Annotated in this window: 22 protein-coding genes; 15 read left to right on the plus strand and 7 right to left on the minus strand. The window is 69.1% G+C overall.

Annotated features, from left to right (window positions below):
• The first annotated feature begins 49 nt into the window (after positions 1–49).
• From AC07Y4_RS18370 to AC07Y4_RS18400, 7 genes are all read left to right on the plus strand, one after another.
• The gene (locus AC07Y4_RS18370; protein WP_083259026.1) at positions 50–850 is read left to right on the plus strand and encodes an AraC family transcriptional regulator; all 801 of its coding nucleotides are present in this window, start codon (positions 50–52) and stop codon (positions 848–850) included.
• 65 nt (positions 851–915) lie between these two features.
• Positions 916–1602 carry a phosphatase PAP2 family protein gene (locus AC07Y4_RS18375; RefSeq protein WP_062473052.1) on the plus strand — a complete coding sequence of 229 codons (687 nt, stop codon included), beginning with the start codon at positions 916–918 and terminating at the stop codon, positions 1600–1602.
• 165 nt (positions 1603–1767) lie between these two features.
• Positions 1768–2010, plus strand: a complete 243-nt coding sequence (locus AC07Y4_RS18380) for an acyl carrier protein (protein WP_062472943.1) — start codon at positions 1768–1770, stop codon at positions 2008–2010.
• Entirely contained in the window at positions 2007–3224 is a 1218-nt protein-coding gene (locus AC07Y4_RS18385) for a beta-ketoacyl-[acyl-carrier-protein] synthase family protein (protein WP_487849214.1), read from the plus strand. The genes AC07Y4_RS18380 and AC07Y4_RS18385 overlap by 4 nt, the downstream gene beginning before the upstream one ends.
• 122 nt (positions 3225–3346) lie before the next feature.
• Entirely contained in the window at positions 3347–3802 is a 456-nt protein-coding gene (locus tag AC07Y4_RS18390) for a DUF2501 domain-containing protein (RefSeq protein WP_487849215.1), read from the plus strand.
• Between the two features lie 61 nt (positions 3803–3863).
• Positions 3864–5594: a SulP family inorganic anion transporter gene (locus AC07Y4_RS18395; protein ID WP_095950799.1), complete on the plus strand. Its 1731-nt coding sequence runs from the start codon at positions 3864–3866 to the stop codon at positions 5592–5594.
• A gap of 31 nt (positions 5595–5625) precedes the next feature.
• Positions 5626–6510 (plus strand): LysR family transcriptional regulator, encoded by an 885-nt coding sequence (locus AC07Y4_RS18400; protein WP_070059579.1) that lies wholly within the window; start codon positions 5626–5628, stop codon positions 6508–6510.
• A gap of 2 nt (positions 6511–6512) precedes the next feature.
• Here the strand turns inward: AC07Y4_RS18400 and AC07Y4_RS18405 are convergent, their stop codons facing one another.
• Positions 6513–6926 carry a GFA family protein gene (locus AC07Y4_RS18405; protein ID WP_487849216.1) on the minus strand — a complete coding sequence of 138 codons (414 nt, stop codon included), beginning with the start codon at positions 6924–6926 and terminating at the stop codon, positions 6513–6515.
• Positions 6927–7059: 133 nt separating this feature from the next.
• On the opposite strand from AC07Y4_RS18405, the gene AC07Y4_RS18410 reads away from it, so the two are divergent.
• Positions 7060–7566, plus strand: a complete 507-nt coding sequence (locus tag AC07Y4_RS18410; RefSeq protein ID WP_487849217.1) for a GNAT family N-acetyltransferase — start codon at positions 7060–7062, stop codon at positions 7564–7566.
• On the opposite strand, the gene AC07Y4_RS18415 is transcribed toward AC07Y4_RS18410, so the two are convergent.
• Positions 7550–8131, minus strand: coding sequence for a DUF3299 domain-containing protein (locus tag AC07Y4_RS18415; protein WP_487849218.1), 582 nt, complete (start codon positions 8129–8131; stop codon positions 7550–7552). The genes AC07Y4_RS18410 and AC07Y4_RS18415 overlap by 17 nt on opposite strands.
• Before the next feature lie 136 nt (positions 8132–8267).
• On the opposite strand from AC07Y4_RS18415, the gene AC07Y4_RS18420 reads away from it, so the two are divergent.
• The gene (locus tag AC07Y4_RS18420; protein WP_487849219.1) at positions 8268–8795 is read left to right on the plus strand and encodes a DUF2306 domain-containing protein; all 528 of its coding nucleotides are present in this window, start codon (positions 8268–8270) and stop codon (positions 8793–8795) included.
• Here AC07Y4_RS18420 and arfB read toward each other — a convergent pair.
• From arfB to AC07Y4_RS18440, 4 genes are read right to left on the minus strand one after another with little or no spacing between them, the layout of a single operon-like run.
• The gene (gene arfB, locus AC07Y4_RS18425; RefSeq protein WP_062472954.1) at positions 8764–9171 is read right to left on the minus strand and encodes an alternative ribosome rescue aminoacyl-tRNA hydrolase ArfB; all 408 of its coding nucleotides are present in this window, start codon (positions 9169–9171) and stop codon (positions 8764–8766) included. The genes AC07Y4_RS18420 and arfB overlap by 32 nt on opposite strands.
• A 16-nt stretch (positions 9172–9187) precedes the next feature.
• Complete coding sequence (locus AC07Y4_RS18430; protein WP_062472956.1) at positions 9188–10372, minus strand: acetyl-CoA C-acyltransferase family protein; 1185 nt, start codon at positions 10370–10372, stop codon at positions 9188–9190.
• Between the two features lie 43 nt (positions 10373–10415).
• Positions 10416–11207, minus strand: coding sequence for an enoyl-CoA hydratase/isomerase family protein (locus AC07Y4_RS18435; protein ID WP_487849220.1), 792 nt, complete (start codon positions 11205–11207; stop codon positions 10416–10418).
• Positions 11204–11860 carry a TetR/AcrR family transcriptional regulator gene (locus AC07Y4_RS18440; protein WP_235926668.1) on the minus strand — a complete coding sequence of 219 codons (657 nt, stop codon included), beginning with the start codon at positions 11858–11860 and terminating at the stop codon, positions 11204–11206. The genes AC07Y4_RS18435 and AC07Y4_RS18440 overlap by 4 nt, the downstream gene beginning before the upstream one ends.
• A 168-nt stretch (positions 11861–12028) precedes the next feature.
• Here AC07Y4_RS18440 and AC07Y4_RS18445 point away from each other — a divergent pair, with 168 nt between their 5' ends.
• The 6 genes from AC07Y4_RS18445 to AC07Y4_RS18470 are packed head-to-tail and all read left to right on the plus strand — an operon-like array spanning position 12029 to position 18660.
• Entirely contained in the window at positions 12029–12868 is an 840-nt protein-coding gene (locus AC07Y4_RS18445) for an ABC transporter ATP-binding protein (protein ID WP_487849221.1), read from the plus strand.
• Positions 12868–13746, plus strand: coding sequence for a branched-chain amino acid ABC transporter permease (locus AC07Y4_RS18450; protein ID WP_487849222.1), 879 nt, complete (start codon positions 12868–12870; stop codon positions 13744–13746). Before AC07Y4_RS18445 ends, AC07Y4_RS18450 begins: the two co-directional genes overlap by 1 nt.
• A gap of 2 nt (positions 13747–13748) precedes the next feature.
• Entirely contained in the window at positions 13749–14786 is a 1038-nt protein-coding gene (locus AC07Y4_RS18455) for a branched-chain amino acid ABC transporter permease (RefSeq protein WP_487849223.1), read from the plus strand.
• 15 nt (positions 14787–14801) lie between these two features.
• Positions 14802–15989 carry an ABC transporter substrate-binding protein gene (locus tag AC07Y4_RS18460; protein ID WP_487849224.1) on the plus strand — a complete coding sequence of 396 codons (1188 nt, stop codon included), beginning with the start codon at positions 14802–14804 and terminating at the stop codon, positions 15987–15989.
• Between the two features lie 8 nt (positions 15990–15997).
• Positions 15998–16831 carry an ABC transporter ATP-binding protein gene (locus AC07Y4_RS18465; protein WP_070059586.1) on the plus strand — a complete coding sequence of 278 codons (834 nt, stop codon included), beginning with the start codon at positions 15998–16000 and terminating at the stop codon, positions 16829–16831.
• Between the two features lie 11 nt (positions 16832–16842).
• Positions 16843–18660, plus strand: coding sequence for an AMP-dependent synthetase/ligase (locus AC07Y4_RS18470; protein ID WP_487849343.1), 1818 nt, complete (start codon positions 16843–16845; stop codon positions 18658–18660).
• A gap of 16 nt (positions 18661–18676) precedes the next feature.
• Here the strand turns inward: AC07Y4_RS18470 and AC07Y4_RS18475 are convergent, their stop codons facing one another.
• On the minus strand, positions 18677–19006 hold the full coding sequence (locus AC07Y4_RS18475) for a hypothetical protein (protein ID WP_223301262.1): 330 nt from the start codon (positions 19004–19006) through the stop codon (positions 18677–18679).
• Positions 19007–19010 lie beyond the last annotated feature (4 nt).

Below are 19010 nucleotides of genomic sequence, written 5' to 3' on the forward strand. Positions count from 1 at the left end.
CGCCACCCCCACCAAGGCGCGCGGAACGCCCACCGCGCCGACCAACAGCGTGGGCCCGCTCACGCCGCACCTGTACGCCCCCGACGCGGTGCGACCGCTGCGCGCCAAGGAACACTTCCTGAGCGCCGACACGCTGGTCGAGCTGCACGAGCACCCGTGGCCGCAGCTCACGTTCTCGACGCGCGGCGTGATCCGCCTGAGCACGCAGGATGGCAGCTACATCGTGCCGCCGTCGCGCGCGCTGTGGGTGCCGGCCAACATGCCGCACAGCATCACGCTGATCGAAGACGCCGAGCTGCGCACCGTCTACCTGCACGCCTGGATCGCGCCCACCTGGGAGAAGTGCGAGGTGCTCGAGATCAGCCCGCTGCTGCGCGCCCTGATGCTTGCGCTCGACACCACGCCCGACGGCCTGCCCCCGGCCGACCCGCACGCGCCGCAGCGCGAACGCATGATCGCGCCGTTGCTGGTCGACGAGGTCGAGCGCGCCACGCAGATCCGCATCGACGTGCCGCTGCCCTCCGACAAGCGGCTGCGCCAGCTGTGCGAGACGCTGCTGCGCAACCCGGCCGACCGCGCCACGCTGGCCGAGCGCGCCGCCGCCATCGGCGCCAGCGAGCGCACGGTGGCGCGGCTGTTTCGCGACCAGCTCGGCATGAGCTGGCAGCAATGGCGCCAGCAGGCCGTGATGGCGCACGCGCTCCCGCTGCTGGCGCGCGGCATGGCCGTGAGCCAGGTGGCGTCGGCCAGCGGCTACGCCACCGACAGCGCCTTCTGCGCCATGTTCAAGGCGGCCACGGGGCGCTCGCCCACCTCGTTCCAGCACCGCAAGCGACCGGCCACCCTTTGATGCCGCAGGGCATGGGCGGGGCACGCCATGGTGCTCTGGCAAGATCGGCGACCGACACCGACACCATGCACTCACCGATCCCCCTGCACATCGCGGCCGAGGCCAGGCCTGCAACGTGGACCGCCGACATCTGGCTGCGCATCCGCCGCCATTTCCTGCTGAAGGCGGTCGGCACCACGGCCTTCACGTGGCTGTTCTTCATCGGCTACTTCCACCTGCTGCGCAACCCGGCCTTTCCGGTCACGGTGATGCCGCTGACGGCGCTGGACCACCTGATTCCGTTCCAGCCCTACACGCTCGGCGCCTACCTGTCGCTGTGGGTGTACGTGGGCTTTGCGCCGGGGCTGCAGCTCACGTTTCGCGAGCTGGTGGTCTACGGGCTGTGGATCGGCGCGCTGTGCCTGAGCGGCCTGGGCCTCTTCTACTTCTGGCCGACGCAGATCCCGCCGCTGGACATCGACGTCTCGGGCTACCCCGGCTTCGCGATGCTGCAGGGCGTGGACGCGGCGGGCAACGCCTGCCCCTCGATGCACGTGGCGGTCGCCATCTTCACCGCCGTGCGCCTGGCCGACGTGCTGCGCGCGGCGCGCACGCCGTGGCTGTTGCAGGCGATCAACTGGGCCTGGTTTGCCGCCATTGCCTATTCCACGCTGGCGGTCAAGCAGCATGTGGTGCTCGACGCGGTGGCCGGCGCGCTGCTCGGGCTGGCCTTTGCGCTGCCCTCGTTGCGCTGGCGCCCCGGCCCCCGTTGATCTGGGGCCGCCCCGAGGATTTCCCTAAGGTCGAAGCGGATATCATCAATCACCATTGATCATCAACACAGGCCGAACGAGGAAGGGATCGACCCCGTGGCCCGCCACCCGCAAGGGACAGGCAGCCCATCGATCAACGGCGGCACAAGACGACAGGCATCGCAGATGAGTTCGCTGAAGGAATTGCAGGACCTGATCCACGAGAAGTACGGCATCGAACCGTCCAAGCTCGACCCCCACGCCTCGATGCGTGAAACCGGCGGACTCGATTCGCTGGCCCTGGCCGAATTCCTGTTCGCCATCGAAGACCATTTCGGCATCACCATGCCCGACGACGACGCGAGCATCGACACCCTGGCCGAGCTCGCGCAACTGGTCGACAAGGTCCGGGCCGCCAAGACAGCGTGAGCACGCACGAAGTCGCCGTCACCGGACTGGGCGTCATGGCGCCGCATGGCGACGCGCCCGACGCGCTGTTCGACGCATTGCTGCAGGGCCGCTCGGCCATCGCACCGGTCTTTCCCGAACTCCCCAAGCCCGCCGCCGCCGCCACGGTCGCCTTCGACGAGACGCGCTGGTTCACCAAGCTGCAGCTCGCGGGTGTCGACCGCGTGAGCCAGCTGGCCGTGGCCGCCGCCGACCTCGCCCTGCGCGATGCGGGCCTGGCGATGAGCGATGCCGGCATCGATGCCGAGCGCGTCGGCGTCTACGCCGGCTGCGGCATGGGCGGCGCCGCCGCGCTCGAAGCCGCCTACCGCGGCAACGGGCGCGTCTCGCCGCTCACCATTCCCGCCTTCATGCCCAATGCGCCGGCCGCCCACGTGGCGATGCGCAACGGCGTGCTGGGCCCGGTGCTCACGTACTCGGTCGCCTGCGCCTCGTCGTCGGTGGCCATCGCCGAGGCCGCCAAGGCGGTGCAGCGCGGCGAGGTCGACATCGCCATCGCGGGCGGCAGCGAAGCGCTCATCGTCCCGGGCGTGGTGCTGGCCTGGCAGGCCATGCAGACCCTGGCCGGCTTCCAGCCCGGCGAAGCGGCCGGCGCGGTGCGCCCCTTTGCCACCGACCGCAGCGGCTTCGCACTGGGCGAAGGCTCGGCCTTCCTCATTCTCGAATCGGCCGAACGCGCCCGCGCGCGCGGCGCCCGCCGCTACGCCACGCTGGCCGGCTGGGGCCTGAGCAGCGACGCCACCCACCTCACCAAGCCCGACGCACCGGGCCAGGCCCGCGCCCTGCGCGCCGCACTGCGCCAGGCCGGCCTGCAGCCGCGCGACGTGGGCTACTGCAACGCCCACGGCACGGCCACGCGCATCGGCGACGTGGTCGAGCGCAACGCGCTGGCCGAGGTCTGGGGCGCCGATTTCGACGCCCTGCGCGTCAGCTCGACCAAGGCGCTGCACGGCCACATGCTGGGCGCGGCCGGGGCCATCGAGGCGCTGATCACCGTGCTGGCGCTGCACCGGCGCGAGCTGCCGCCCAACGCGAACTGCCGCGAGGTCGACCCCGACTGCCGGATGAACCTCGTCGCCCCCGGTGACAGCGCCGCGCCCGCGCTCGACGCCGCCATCAGCAACTCCTTCGCCTTCGGCGGCACGAACTCGGTGCTGCTGTTCCGCCGAGGCTGAGCCGCGTGCTCTTGCGGGCGCTGCGCACCCCGTGGCGCTGTGCCCCGCGCGATAGAGACATTCCGGGCTCTCCGGTATGCTGGTGGGCGCTTCTCCCCCCATGTCCGTCCAAGGAGGCCACCATGCACGTTCGCTCCACATTCGTCGCCCTTGCCCTGCTCGCCGCAGGCGCTTCGGTGCAGGCCAACAACCTGCTCGACCAGCTGAAAGAACAGGCCGGCGCGGCGGTCAACTCGCAAGGCAGCAGCAACAGCAGCGGTGGCAGCTCGGCGCTCAGCGGCCTCAGCCTCGGCGGCTTCAAGATGCCCGCCATCGGCTCCAGCACCATCGGCAGCGCGGCCGGCGTGCTCGAGTACTGCGTCAAGAACAACTACCTCGGTGGCGATGCCGCCTCCGTCAAGGACAAGCTGCTGGCCAAGATCACCGGCCAGAAGAAACAGGAAAACGACTTCGCGAGCGGTGCCAAGGGCCTGCTCAAGGGCGGCGACGGCAAGTCGCTCAACCTCAAGGGGCTGTCGTCGAAGGTCAAGGAAAAGGCCTGCGACTACGTCCTGAAGAACGCGACCTCACTGATCTAGGCTCTTTCTCTCTCTCCCGCTCTCCGCGCGCGGCGTGCCCGCCGTGCGCGCGCCCCGCTTCATGAATCCGGCTTCTCCCTCCTCTTCCCCCGCACCGTCTCTTCGCCAGCGCCTCGCACGCTGGGTTCCCTGCCTCGGCTGGCCCCGCCCGTCCGCCGCGCTGCTGCGCAACGAGGCCATGGCCGGCATCACCGTCGCGCTGATGGTGCTGCCGCAGGGCGTGGCCTATGCGGCGCTGGCCGGCATGCCGCTGGTCACGGGCGTGTACGCGGCGCTGTTTCCGGCGCTCATCGCCGTGATGTTCAGCTCGTCGCAGCGGCTGTCGGTCGGGCCGACCGCGCTCACCAGCCTGCTGGTGGGCGCGTCGCTCGCGCCGCTGGCGGTGGCGGGCAGCGACGAATGGGTGGCGATGGCGGTGTGGCTCACGCTGATGTCGGGCGCGATCCAGATCGTGCTCGGCGCGGGGCGCTTCGGCTGGCTGCTGCGGCTGGTCAATTCGCCGGTGCTGATCGGCTTCACGCAGGGCGCGGCGGTGCTGATCGCGATCTCGCAACTGCCCGCGTTGCTGGGCTTCACGGGGCGCACCATCCCGCAGGTGCTGCAGGGCGGGCCGCTGCCCGACCTCACGGCCATCGCCTTCGGCCTGGGCAGCATCGCCGTGCTGTGGCTGGGCAAGCGCTGGGTGCCACGCTTTCCGACCACGATGGCGCTGGTGGCCGGCGCGGCCGCCATCAGCTGGAGCATCAACTACGCGCTGCGCGGCGGCGCCGTGGTGGGCGCCCTGCCCTCGGGCCTGCCCTCTTTCTACTGGCCCGGCCTGCTGCCGGCGCACACCTTCAGCGCGCTGGTACTGCCCGCGCTGATGATCACGCTGGTGAGCTTTCTCGAAACCGCGTCGAGCGCCAAGGTCGACAACGGCCGCGCCGGCACGCTGTGGAACGAAAACCAGGACCTGATCGGCCAGGGGCTGGCCAAGCTGGCCTCGGGCTTCACGGGGTCGTTCCCCACCAGCTCGTCGTTCTCGCGCTCGGCCATCACGCTTTACGCGGGCGCGCAGACCGGCTGGGCGACGCTGTTCAGCGTGGCGGTGGTGGCCGGCGCGCTGCTGTGGCTCATGCCGCTGCTGTACCACGTGCCGCAGGCGGTGCTGGCGGCCGTGGTGGTCACGGCCATCCTCGGGCTGGTGAAGCCGTCGAGCTTCACCGCGCTGTGGCGCGTTTCGCGGCTCGAAGCCGGCATCGCCTTCGGCACCTTCGTGCTCACCATCGCCACCGCGCCGAGCATCTACTGGGGCGTGCTGGGCGGCCTGCTCGCCAGCCTGGCGCACTACATGTACCGCCACCTGCACCCGCGCATCATCGAAGTGGGCCTGCATCCCGACGGCAGCCTGCGCGACCGCCACCTCTGGAAGCTGCCGCCGCTCGCGCCGCAGCTGTATGCGGTGCGCATGGACGCCGAACTCGACTTCGCCTCCGCCTCCACGCTGGAACGCGCGCTCACGGTCGCGCTGGCCGAGCGCCCCGACCTGACCGACGTGTGCCTGTTCGCGCAGCCGATCAACCGCATCGACATCACCGGCGCCGAGGTGTTCGGCTCGATCCGCCGGATGATGGAATCCAAGGGCGTGCGCCTGCACCTGAGCGGCATGAAGCTGCCGGCCATGCAGGTGCTGGAACGTGCCGGCCTGCTCGCGCCGGGACCGATGCTCTTCAGCTACCGCACCGACGCCGAGGCGCTGGCCGCGCTGATGCCGCGCATCGACATGCCCGAAGAAGCCGAAGCCGCGGCCTGACCGCGCCCTTCTCTTCGCAGACGCGGGCGCCATGAAAACCACCATCGAAGAACTGGTCGCCTTCCGCGCCGTGGTGGACACCGGCTCGATCACCGCCGCGGCCGACCAGCTGGGCCAGACCGTGTCGGGCATCAGCCGCGCGCTGAGCCGGCTCGAACAGAAGCTCGGCACCACGCTGATGCGGCGTACCACGCGGCGGCTCGAGCTCACCGAGGAAGGCGCCGCCTTTTTGCAGCGCACGCGCGCCATCCTCGATGCGATCGACGATGCCGAAGAGCACATGGCCGCGCGCCGCCAGCAGCCCGCCGGGCGCCTGCGCGTGAACGCGGCCTCGCCCTTCATGCTGCACGCCATCGTGCCGCTGGTGCCGGAGTTCCGACGGCTCTATCCGCAGATCAGCCTGGAGCTCGACACCGACGACCTGCCCATCGACCTGCTGGAGCGGCGCACCGACGTGGCGATCCGCATCGGCCCGCTGCGTGATTCCACGCTGCATGCGCGCCCGCTCGGCACGCACCGGCTGCGCGTGCTCGCGAGCCCCGCCTACCTCGAGGCCCACGGCAAGCCGCGCAAGGTCGACGAGCTGGCCGGCCACGCACTGCTGGGCTTCACGCAGCCCGAGTCGCTCAACCGCTGGCCGCTGCGCGGCGTGCATGGCGACGAATGGACCATCGCGCCCACCGTGGTCGCGTCCAGCGGCGAGACGCTGCGCCAGTTGGCGCTGGCCGGCGTGGGCATCGTCTGCCTGTCGGACTTCATGACCGCCGCCGACCGCGCCAGCGGCGCGCTGGTGCAGGTGCTGCCGAAGGACACGGTCGACGTGCGCCAGCCGGTCAACGCGGTGTACTACCGCAACACGCAGCTGTCGGCGCGCATCACCTCGTTCCTCGATTTCCTGTCGCAACGCATGGGCTGAGTTCAGCCCGGCGGCATCCGTTCGAACTTCGGCAGCGCCGGGTCGAGGAAGTCCCAGGCGTGCCCGCGCACCGCGTACGTGACCGCCTGCGGCCGGTAGCGCCCCGGGTCGTCCAGGCTCGCGGCATGCACGGTGAAGACGCCGGGCATCGCGGCGAAGGTCATGTACACGGGCGAGCCGCAGGTCGGGCAGAACGCGCGCGTCTTGATGTTGCCGCTGTCGCCCTTGAGGCTCCACAGCGTGGCCGCGCCGGTCTGCTTCACCTCGGCACCCGCGAAGCTGAGGTACGAGCCGTGGCCCGTGCCGCTCTTGTGCTGGCAGTCCAGGCATTGGCAGTCGTTCTGGAACACGGGTTCCCCTGAAATCTCATAGCGGATGGCGCCGCACGCGCAACCGCCGGTGTAGGCCGGGTTCATGGTTCTTGTCCTTTCGAAGTGGTGAAGGGCAATCTAGCCGCGCGAGGACTGGAGCGGGGAGTAACAAGATCGTCGTGAATCCGGAGCGGGCCAGAATCCGGCAGTCACGAAGACGCATCCCCAAGGAAATGCCATGCACGTCGATCTGGTGTCCGAAGCCCAACACGATTCGCTCATCGAGCTGCTGGCCGAACTGCACGCCTTCTACAACGAAGGCGCGCGCGTGCCGCGCGAGCTGGTGCGCGAACACCTGCTGGGCAATCTCCTGGCGCCCGGCTCACCGCACCAGCTCGTAGTCGCATCGACAGACGCGCGCACCGTGGTCGGGCTGGCCGCGATCACCTGGGTCTTCTCGCTGGTCGACTTCGCACCGGAACAACGCAGGCACTGCCAGCTCAAGGAGCTCTACGTGAAGTCGGGCCACCGCAGCGCCGGGGCGGGTCGCGCCCTCATGGCCTGGGTGGCCGCGCGCGCCGTCGCGCAGGGGTGCCACCGCATCGACTGGCCCGTGAAGGCGACGAATGCGCGGGGCATCGCGTTCTACGAAGGGCTCGGCGCGTTCCGGGTGGCCGAGCGGCTGAGCTACCGGCTGCTGCAGCCGGCCCTGGGCGAACTGGCGGCCTTCACGGTCCCTGCGTGACCGCCACCCGCTCGACCGCCGCCGACGCGATCTCGTAGCCGCTCACGCCCATGTCGGCCGATGCGTAGCGCGCCGCCTTGAGCGTGCCGCTCACGCGCACCGTGTCCATGGCGTGCAGCCCCTTCACGGGCGCGGGCGCGATCACGTGGACGATCTGGTTGGCGGGCGGCGGCGGGGTGTGGATGCAGGCGCCGAAATACGGCACCAGCAAGAACTCGCGGATGCCGTCTTGCGTGGCATCGAGCGGCACGACGAAGCCCGACAGCTTCGCGGGCCTGCCGTCGAGCGCGACGTTGACCGGCGCGTTGTCCCAGACGGCACGCATCTCGTCGAGCATCTGGATCGCGCGCGGGTCGTTGTCGCGCAGCGCCTCGAGGCTGATGTTGCGGTAGCGCTGGGTCGGGTCCCACTCCTTGGGCACCAGCGCGTCCCAGGCCATCTCCTGCGCGGCCGGCGCGCTGGCCGCGCCCTGCCCCTGGGCCGCGTCCGGGCTGCAGGCGGACAGCAGGCTGCCCGCGACCGCCATCAGCAGCACCATTCCCGTGCGACGAACAAAAACACTCATGGCCCCGATTGTGCTTGCCGAAGGTGACACAGCGCTCGGGGCAGGCCGGAAGACCTGCCCTGAAACGAATGGGCACACATGGCAAAAAGGCGGGCGCCGCGCCAGAATGCCGCACCACGACCACGAGGAGATCCGCATGGCACCCACAGGATGGCTTGGATTGACGTCACTCGGCACGGTTCACACCGCGATCAGCCTGATCGCCGTGTTCGCAGGCATCTGGGCCCTCCTGCGCTACAAGGAAATCACCCTGCGCACCAGCCTGGGCCAGGTCTTCGTCTGGACCACGGTGCTGACCTGCCTCACGGGCTTCGGCATCTTCCAGCACGGCGGCTTCGGCAAGCCCCATGCGCTGGGCATCATCACTTTGGTGGCGCTGGCCGTCGGCGCGCTGGCGGGGTACGGGCGGCTCGGGCCGAAATCGCGCTACATCGAGGCGGTCGCTTATTCGGCGAGCTTTCTCTTCCACTGGATTCCGGCCTTCACCGAAACGCTGACGCGCCTGCCGCTGGGCGCGCCGCTGCTGCCGAACGCCGAGGCGCCCGAACTGAAGGCGATCACCGCGGTGCTCGGCGCGCTGTACGTGGTCGGCGTGACGCTGCAGATCAAACGGCTGCGCGGCGACAAGCCGGTCAGTCCTGCACCCGCCCGCGCAGGCTCTTGATCTGCGAGCGCTGGCTCTTGCCTTCGAGCCGGCGCTGCTTCGAACCGTAGGTGGGCTTGGTGGCGCGCCGCACGCGCGGCGGCGTGGCCACGCTGTCGATCACCGCCTGCAGCCGCGCGAGCGCGTCGGCGCGGTTCATCTCCTGCGTGCGGTGCTGCTGCGCCTTGAGCACGAACACGCCTTCCTGCGTGATGCGGCTGTCGCGCAAGGCGAGCAGCCGCTCCTTCACATCGGCCGGCAGCGAGCTGGCATGGATGTCGTAGCGCAGGTGCACCGCGCTCGACACCTTGTTGACGTTCTGCCCACCCGCCCCCTGCGCACGGATGGCGCTGATCTCGACTTCGTCGGGGTCGATCAGGAGTGGGGGGCGGAGCATGCCCGCGAGTGTGCCCTCAAACGCGCTCGAAGACGGCGGCAATGCCTTGGCCGCCGCCGATGCACATCGTCACCAGCGCGTAGCGGCCGCCGGTGCGGTGCAGCTCGGCGATCGCCTTCGTCGTGATGATCGCGCCGGTCGCGCCCACCGGGTGGCCCAGCGAAATGCCCGAGCCGTTCGGGTTCACCTTGGCGGGATCGAAGCCCAGCTCCTTGATGACGGCGCAAGCCTGCGCCGCGAACGCTTCGTTCGACTCGATCACGTCGAAGTCGCTGACCTTCAGGCCCGTGCGCTCCAGCACCTTGCGCGTGGCCGGCACCGGGCCGATGCCCATGTACGCCGGCTCGACGCCCGCGTGCGCGTAGCCCACGAGGCGCGCCAGCGGCTTCAGGCCCAGCGCCTTCACCCGGCCGCCTTCGGCCAGCACCACGGCGGCGGCGCCGTCGTTGATGCCCGAGGCGTTGCCGGCGGTCACGAGGCCGTCCTTCTTGAAGGCGGGCTTCATCTTCGACAGCGTGTCGACGGTGGTGTCGGCGCGCACGTGCTCGTCGGTGTCGAACAGCACGACGCCCTTGCGCGTCTTCACCTCGACCGGAACGATCTGCTCCTTGAAGCGGCCCGCGGCAATGGCGGCGGCGGCGCGCTGCTGGCTGGTCACAGCCAGTTCGTCCATTTGCTCGCGCGTGATGCCGTAGCGCGCGGCCACGTTCTCGGCCGTGATGCCCATGTGGATCTTCTCCCACGGGTCGTGCAGGATGCCCAGCATGTAGTCGACCAGCACCGCGTCGCCCATGCGTGCGCCGTAGCGGGCCGAGGTGTCGAAGTACGGGCCGCGGCTCATCGATTCGGAGCCGCCGCCGATGGCGATGTCGCAGTCGCCCAACGCAATGGCCTGCGCCGCCGACACGATGGCCTGCAGGCCCGAGCCGCACAGGCGGTTGACGTTGAAGGCCGGCGTCTCGATCGGGCAGCCCGCGTCGATGGCGGCCACGCGGCTCAGGTAGGCGTCCTTCACGTCGGTGGGGATCACGTTGCCCATCACCACGTGGCCGATGGCGTCGGCTGCGACGCCGCTGCGCTCGATGGCGGCCTTGACGGCGGTGGTGGCCAGTTGCGTGTTGGGCACGTCCTTGAGCGCACCGCCGAAGGTGCCGATGGCGGTGCGGGCAGTGCCGACCACGAAGATGTCGCGTTGGGTCATGGGATGGATCTCCTGGATTGAAAAAACGAAAACAAGGAATTCTTCAGCGGCCCGTGAAGGCCGCGGGCTTCTTGCCGAAAAAGGCATCGAGGCCGATGCGGAAATCGGCAGTGGCCGCGCACGACTGGAACGCGGCCGACTCGGCATCGAGCTGGCTCGCGAGGTCGCGGTCGAGCGAGCCGCGCATCAGCCGGCGCAGGTGGCCCAGCGCCACGGTCGGCCCCTTGGCCAGCCGCTGCGCGAGGGCCATGGCTTCGGATTCGAGTTCGGCCGCAGGCACCACGCGGTTGATGAGGCCCATGCGCTCGGCGGCGGCGGTGTCGTAGGTGTCACCGAGCATCGCGATTTCCAACGCGCGGCGCATGCCGACCAGGCGCGGCAGCGCCCACGAGGCACCGACGTCGCAGCTGGTGCCGACGTTCACGTAGGCCAGGTTGAAGCGCGTGCCCTCGGCCGCGAGCACGAAGTCGGCCTGCAGCATCAGGCTCAGGCCGGCGCCGGCCGCCACGCCGTGCACCTGCGCGACCAGCGGCGCGTCCATGGCGTCGAGCACGGTCAGCGCCTCGTGCAGCGGGCCGATGAGGTCGGCCGCGCCCTGCTTCGGGTCGGCGCTCAGCACGCCGAGGTCGCCGCCGGCCATGAAGCCCTTGCCCGCGCCGCTCAGCAGCACGGCACGCACGCTCTTGTCGGCAGCCAAAGAACGCGCGGCGGCGAGGAAGGCGGTGGCCATCGGCACGTCGATGGCATTGAGCGCGGCCGGCCGGTTGAAGCGCAGCGTGGCCACCGCGCCTTCGCGGCCCACCAGCAGGGGCGAAGAAGAAGTCTCTGAAGTCATGGGTTCGCTTTCGTCGGGGCGCGCTGCAGCACGCCGTTGAGCAGCAGCTCGATGCCCTGGTCGGCGATCTGGTCTGGCGTGAGGTCGCCGTCGGGGCGGTACCAGCGGCCGATCCAGCTCAGCGCGCCGGCCAGCATGAAGGCCGCCATCTTCGGGTCGCAGGGCGCGAGCGCGCCTTCGGCCACGCCCTCTTCGATCAGGCGGCGGAAATGCCCGTCGATGCCGGCCTTGAGGCGGCGCAGTTCCTTCTTGAGCGGATCGGGCAGCGGGTCTTCGCCGATGCGGATCACGCACATGCCGAAGTCCTGCGTGACCACGCCCGAGTAGATGCGCATGCAGGCCTTGAGCTGGTCGATGGCGCTGCCGCCCGCGGCGCGCACCTCGCCGATGCCGGTCTGCATGAGATCGAGCGCCATCTTCACGCACTCGAGCAGGATCTGGTCCTTGTTCTCGATGTAGTAGTACAGCGTGGGCTTGCTCACGTTGAGCCGCTCGGCAATGTCGTCGAGCGAGGTCGCGTGGAAGCCGCGCTCGTTGAAGAGCTGGGCGGCCGTGCGCAACACGGCCATGCGCTTGACCTCGCGCTGCTGCGCACGGCGGTCGGCGGGCGCCCACGGAGAGGCTGAAGCAGGAACGGCGGTGGAACGGGGCATGGGGTTTGTGCGGGCGGGGAAAGTCCCGATGCCGCGAACTGCGGCGAACACGGACATTACCGGCCAGTAGGAATTTTACGGGCCAGTAGCATTTCGCTGCTGGACACAAACCCTGACCTTGCGGCGCGCCCCTTAGCCATGCCTGACGAGACTCGACGGGATACCCCCATGTCCGCACCTTCCGCCACGGCCCCGGTGCTGCAGGCCGAGGCGTTGACGCTGGCATTCGGCGGCGTGAAGGCGCTCACCAATGTCGGCTTCAGCGTCGCGCCCGGCTCCATCACCGCGGTGATCGGGCCCAACGGCGCGGGCAAGACCTCGCTGTTCAACACCATCTCGGGCTTCTACAAGCCTTCGCAGGGCCGCGTGCTGTTCGAGGGCGCGGACATCACCCGCCTGCCCGCCCCCAAGCGCGCCGCGCTCGGCCTGGCGCGCAGCTTCCAGAACATCGCGCTGTTCCGCGGCATGACCGTGCTCGACAACATCAAGCTCGGCCGCCACACCCACCTGAAGACCAACGTGTTCGACGCCCTCTTCTACCTGGGCCGCGCGCGCCGCGAAGAGGCCGAGCTGCGCCGCGACGTGGAAGAACGCATCATCGACTTCCTCGAGATCGACCACATCCGCCACGCCTCGGTGGCCGCCCTGCCCTACGGCCTGCAGAAGCGCGTCGAAATGGCGCGCGCCCTGGCCATGCAACCCAAGGTGCTGATGCTCGACGAGCCCGTGGCCGGCATGAACCGCGAGGAGACCGAAGACATGGCGCGCTTCATCCTCGACGTGCGGCGCGAGTGGGGCATCACGGTGCTGATGGTGGAGCACGACATGGGCATGGTGATGGACCTGTCGGACCACGTGGTGGTGCTCAACTTCGGCCAGGTGATTGCGCAAGGCACGCCCGCGCAGGTGCAGGCCGACCCGGAAGTGATCCGCGCCTACCTCGGCGCGGGCGACGTCGGCGAGCTGCGTCGCCGGCTGCGCGGTGAAGCTGCCGTGGGAGCCGTCTGATGGATTGGGCCTACCTCTTCGAGATCGCGCTCACCGGCATCGCCGGCGGCGGCCTGTATGCGCTGGCGGCGCTGGCCTTCGTGCTGGTCTACAAGGCGACGCGCGTGGTCAACATCGCCATCGGCGAGATGCTGATGGTTGGCGCCTACCTGTTCTTCACCTTCGCCGCGAGCTTTTCGCTGCCGATCTGGATGGCGGTGCTGGGCTCGGTGATCGGCACCGGCCTGCTGGGCGCGGTGATCGAGCGCACCATCATCCGCCCGCTGCTGGGCGAGCCGCCGATCTCGGTGTTCATGGTGACGGTGGGGCTGGCGTCGATCCTCGTCGGGCTGGTCGAGATCATCTGGACCGCCGACCAGCGCCGCCTGCCCGAGTTCCTGCCCAACACGCCCGTGATGATCGGCGAGGCCTTCCTGGCGCCCAAGATCGCCTACGGCGCACTCATCGCCGTGGTGCTGATCGGCCTGGTGCTGCTGCTGTTCCGCTTCTGGCGCGGCGGCGTGGCGCTGCGGGCCACCGCCTCCGACCAGGCGGCGGCGTACTCGATGGGCATCCACGTGCCGCGCGTGTTCTCGCTGGCCTGGGTGGCCTCGGCCATGATCGCGGCGGTGGCCGGCATCATCGTCGGCGCCATCGGCGGCATCTCGTCGTCGATGGGCGTGTTCGGGCTGTCGGTGCTGGTGGTGGTGATCGTCGGCGGGCTCGACAGCGTGCTCGGCGCGCTGGTGGGCGGCGTGCTCATCGGGTTGATCGAAGCACTGGCCGGCTCCTACCTGGGCGGCGAATACAAGCTGCTCGCCACCTTCATCGTGCTGGTGTTCGTGCTGATGGTGCGGCCGTACGGGCTCTTCGGCACGCACGAGATCGAGAGACTCTAGCCATGCGCATCGGCACCCTCAAGCAAAGCTACACCGCCGACGCGGCGCTGTTCGATTCGCGCACGCAGAAGGTGTGGCTCGCGATCGGCACGGCGCTGCTCGTGCTGTTCCCCTTCATGGCCAGCGACTACTGGCTGTACCTCGCGTGCCTCGTCGCCATCAACGTCGCGAGCGCCACGGGCCTGAACATCCTCACGGGCTACACGGGCCTCGTGAGCCTGGGCCAGGCCGCGTTCATGGGCCTGGGCGCGTACACGGTCGCGATCATGCAGACGCGGCTGGGCACGCCCTTCCTGCTCAACATCCTCGCGGGCGGCGTGGTCGCGATGCTCGGCGGATTGGTCGTCGGCATCCCGTCGCTGCGCGTGAAAGGCCTGTACCTGGCCATCGCGACCATCGCGGCGTCGTTCATCACGCACTTCCTGTTCGCCAACCTCAAGCTCACGGGCGGCACCACGGGCATCTCGCTGCCGCCCGCGCAGCTCTTCGGCCTGCCGCTGGACACCTCGTTTCGCCTGTACTGGGTGATCGTTCCGGTGATGGTGCTGATGGTGCTCGGCGCGGCCAACCTGTTTCGCACGCGCGTGGGTCGCGCCTTCATCGCCATCCGCGACCGTGACATCTCGGCCGAGGTGCTGGGCATTCCGCTCTTGCGCTACAAGCTGCTGTCGTTCGGGCTGTCGTCGTTCTATGCGGGCGTGGCGGGGGGCCTGTGGGCCTACTTCTTCCGCGTGGTCACGCCCGAGAGCTTTCCGCTCCTGATGTCGATCTTCTTCCTGGCGGCCATCATCGTCGGCGGCATGGGCACCATCCTGGGCGGCATCTTCGGCGCCGTGTTCATGACCATGGTGCCCGAGCTGCTCAAGCTGGTGGTCGACCTGCTGCCGGGCGGCGTCGAGATGACCGTGTTCCTCTCGCCGGTGCGCACCGTCGTCTTCGGCCTGCTGATCGTCGGATTTCTGGTGTTCGAGCCGCACGGGCTCGCAGAAGTGTGGCGGCGCCTGCGCCGCTTTTTCCATCTATGGCCGTTTCGTAACTAGAACCAGGAGACACACATGCCCAAGACAACGAAGAAGCTTTCCCCCCAGCGCCGCGCCCTGCTGATCGCCGCGGGCCTGGCCGCCGCCGTGCCGTTCGCAGCGAACGCGCAAGGCAACGAGGACATCGTCATCGGCGGCTCGATCCCGATGACCGGCGTGTTCGCCTTCGCGGGCGTGGGCATCAACGCCGGCATTGCCGACTACGTGAAGATCGTCAACGACGCGGGCGGCATCAAGGGCCGCAAGCTGCGCTACGTGCCGGAAGACACGGGCTACAAGGTCGACGTGTCGGTGGCGGCCTTCAAGAAGATCACGAGCCAGAACAAGGTCAACCTCTACTACGGCGACTCCACCGGCTTCTCCAAGACCATCAACCCCGAGCTGGACCGCGGCGGCCAGATCTTGATGGCGGGCGCCTCGTTCGCCACCGAGCTGAACGACCCGGCCAAGTACCCGAACCAGTTCCTGGTGGGGCCCGACTACACCGAGCAGATCGGCATCCTGCTGCGCCACATCGCCAAGGAAAAGCCGGGCGCCAAGGTGGCCTTCGTGTACTCCGATTCCGAGTTCGGCCGCGACCCCATCGAGGCCAGCGAAGCTGCCGCGAAGAAGCTGGGCCTCAGCGTGCCGGTGAAGCTCATGACACCCGCGGGCAGCGTCGACGTGTCGACCGAGGTCATCAAGCTGCGCCGCGCCGCGCCCGACTACACGATCTTTCACGGCTACATCCTGGCGCCCATTCCCGAGTTCGTGCAGCAGGGCAAGCAGATGGGCATGACCAGCAAGTGGATGGGCACCTTCTGGACCATGGACAGCTCCACCGTCATGAAGATGGGCGAAGGCGGCGACGGCTTCATGGGCGTCATGCCCTACCGCTACTACTACGACACCTCGGCCAAGGCGCCGATGCTCGACAAGATCCGCGCGCTGCGCCCCGAGTACCAGAGCACGGCCTACACGCAGGGCTTCCTCACGGCGATGCTGTTCACCGAGGCCGCCAAGCGCACGCTCGACGCCGGCAAGCCGCTCGATGGCAAGAATCTGAAGGCCGCGCTCAACACCATCAAGGACTTCGACACCGGCGGGATCATCGGCACGCCGATCACCATCAAGGGCAACTCCATTCCCGTGGGCCGCGTCTACAAGGCCGACATGAAGGCGCAGAAGATGGTGCCGGCGTCGGACTGGATCGCACTGAACTGACCGACACGATGGACGCGCGCGCGGCACCGCCCGACCTCGTGCTCGAGGTCAACAACATCGAGGTGGTCTACAACAAGGTCGTGCAGGTGCTGCGCGGCCTGTCGCTGGCCGTGCCGCGCGGGCAGATCGTGGCGCTGCTGGGCAGCAACGGCGCGGGCAAGTCGACCACGCTGAAGGCGGTGTCGGGCCTGCTCGCGCTGGAAGACGGCGAGGTCGAGGCCGGGCGCATCGTGTTCGACGGCGCACCCACCGAGCGGCTCGCGCCGCAGCAACTCGTGCGGCGCGGCCTGAGCCATGTGATGGAAGGCCGGCGCGTGTTCGAGGACCTCACGGTCGAAGAGAACCTCGTCGCTGCGACCTACGCGCTGACCGGGCGCGCGGGCGTCGCGCCTGCGTCGCGCAACTTCGACGATGTCTATGCCTACTTCCCTCGCCTGCACGAGCGCCGCAAGGGCCTCGCGGGCTACCTCTCGGGCGGCGAGCAGCAGATGCTCGCCATCGGGCGCGCGCTGGTGGCGCAGCCCCAGCTGATATTGCTCGACGAGCCTTCGCTGGGCCTGTCGCCCAAGCTGGTCGAGGACATCTTCACGATCATCGCGCGCATCAACGCCGAGCGCGGCACCTCGATGCTGCTGGTGGAACAGAACGCCAGCGTGGCACTGGCCATCGCCCACACGGGCTACATCATGGAAAGCGGCAAGGTCGTGATCGACGGCAGTGCCGAGCGCCTCGCGGCCGACCCCGACGTGCGCGAGTTCTACCTGGGCGTGGGCGGCAGCGGCGAATCGCGCAGCTTCCGCGAGCTGAAGCACTACAAGCGCCGCAAGCGCTGGCTGTCATGACGACCCCGACGATGAACGCGCTCCCTTCGCTCACGCTGCCGCAGATGCTGCGCGAGCAGGCACGCCTGCAGCCGCAGCGCATCGCGATCCGCCAGAAGGACTTCGGCATCTGGCATCCGCTGGACTGGGCCGGCTACCTGCAGCGCGCCAGCCGCTTCGGCCTGGGCCTGCACGCGATGGGCCTCGCGCCCGGCGGGCACCTGGGCGTGATCTCCGAGAACCGCGTCGAGTGGCTGCTCGCGCAGATGGGCGCGGGGCTCATCGGCGCCGTGACCGTGGGCGTGTACCCCACGAGCCCGAGCAACGAGGTGGCCTACGTGGTCGGCCATGCGGACATCGAGGTGATCGTCTGCGAAGACCAGGAGCAGACCGACAAGGTGCTCGACGCCCTCGACCAATTGCCGCGCCTGCGCAAGATCGTCGTGATCGAGACCAAGGGCCTCGCGAGCTACCCGCCCGACGTGCGCGAGCGCATCGCGACCTTTGCGGAAGTCGAGCAGGCCGGCGCCGAGGTGCTGGCACGCGACGGCACCGCGCTCATCGACGCCGCGCTGCAGCGCCAGACGCTGGCCGACATCGGTTTGATGATCTACACCTCGGGCTCCACCGGCAAGCCCAAGGGCGCGATGATTTCGTACCGCAACATCCGCGGCGTCGTGCCCGGCATCGTCGATCGGCTCGGGCTCGACGGCAGCACCACGCACCTGTCGTACCTGCCGCTGTGCCACGTGGCCGAGCAGATGCTCACGGCCTTCGTGCCGCTGTACCTGGGCTCGCAGGTCAACTTCGGCGAATCGATCCGCACCGTGCAGGAAGACCTGCGCGAGGTGGCGCCCACCATGTTCCTCGGCGTGCCGCGCATCTGGGAAAAGCTGCACGCGGGCATCAGCATCAAGATGCAGGAAACCGGGCGGCTGCAGCGCGCGCTGTTCCGCAAGGCCATCGAGGCCTGCGCGCCGCTGGCCGAGAAACCACGCAGCGCCTGGACGCTGGCCGAGCGCGGCCGCTTCGCCCTCGCCTACTGGACCGTGCTGCGCGCCCTGCAGAACTTCATCGGCCTGCGCCGCGCGCGCATCGCGCTCACGGGCGCGGCGCCGATTCCCGCTGACGTGGTGCGCTTCTTTCGCACGCTGGGCGTGCCGCTGGTCGAGGTGTATGGCCTCACCGAATCGACCGGCATGGTCTCGGGCCACCGCGCGGACGCCGTGACCATCGGCACCGTCGGCCCGCCGACGCTGGGCACCGAGCACCGCGTGGGTGAAGCCGGCGAGCTGCTGGTGCGCGGCGACATGGTGTTCGAGGGCTACTACAAGAACCCCGAGGCCACGGCCTCATCGATCCGCGACGGCTGGCTGCACACGGGCGACGTGGTGCGCGAGGAAGCCGGTGGCCAGCTGCGCATCATCGACCGGCTGAAGGACATCATGATCACCGCCGGCGGCAAGAACCTCACGCCCTCGGAGATCGAGAACACCATGAAGGGCAGCCCCTTCATCAAGGAATGCATCGTGGTGGCGGACGGCCGCAAGTTCGTCGGCGCGCTGCTGCAGATCGACTACGAGACGGTCGGCAAATGGGCCGAGGCGCAGCGCCTGCCCTTCACGCATTTCCGATCGCTGGTGGAAGAACCCAAGGTGCGCGCGCTGATCGAGGCCGAAGTGGCGCGCGGCAATGGGAAGCTGGCGCAGGTGTCGCAGATCAGACGTTTTCATCTGCTCACCAAAGAGTTGGACCATGACGACGGTGAAGTCACCGCCACCATGAAGGTGCGGCGCTCCAGCATCTACAAGGCCTACGCCAACGAGATCGAGGCGCTGTACAGCGCCTGATCGAAGAAAACGGGGCTCAGTCGCCGCGCACGGGCCGGGCCCGCACGTCGGTCACATCGTCGGCCGGGCCCAGAACGACCGGGCTGCGCACTGACTCGCCGCGCGCACGGGCACTGACCACGTCGGCCGCCGTGGGCTCGGCCGGCTGTTGTGCCGCATGGCGAAATCGGTCGAAACCCGAACGCGGGTTGAAACGCATGACCCAGGGCGTCACGGGCTTGCCCGTGAGACGCCCCCAGGCGTAGCGCACACCCCACACCGCCGCCAGCAGCAGGGCCGCCACAGCCAGGCTGGCCGCGAAGACCAGCCCCAGGAGCAGAAGAATGACGCGAAGAATGAAGTTCATCATC

This window comes from Variovorax sp. GW460-12-1-14-LB1 (genome assembly GCF_059423605.1).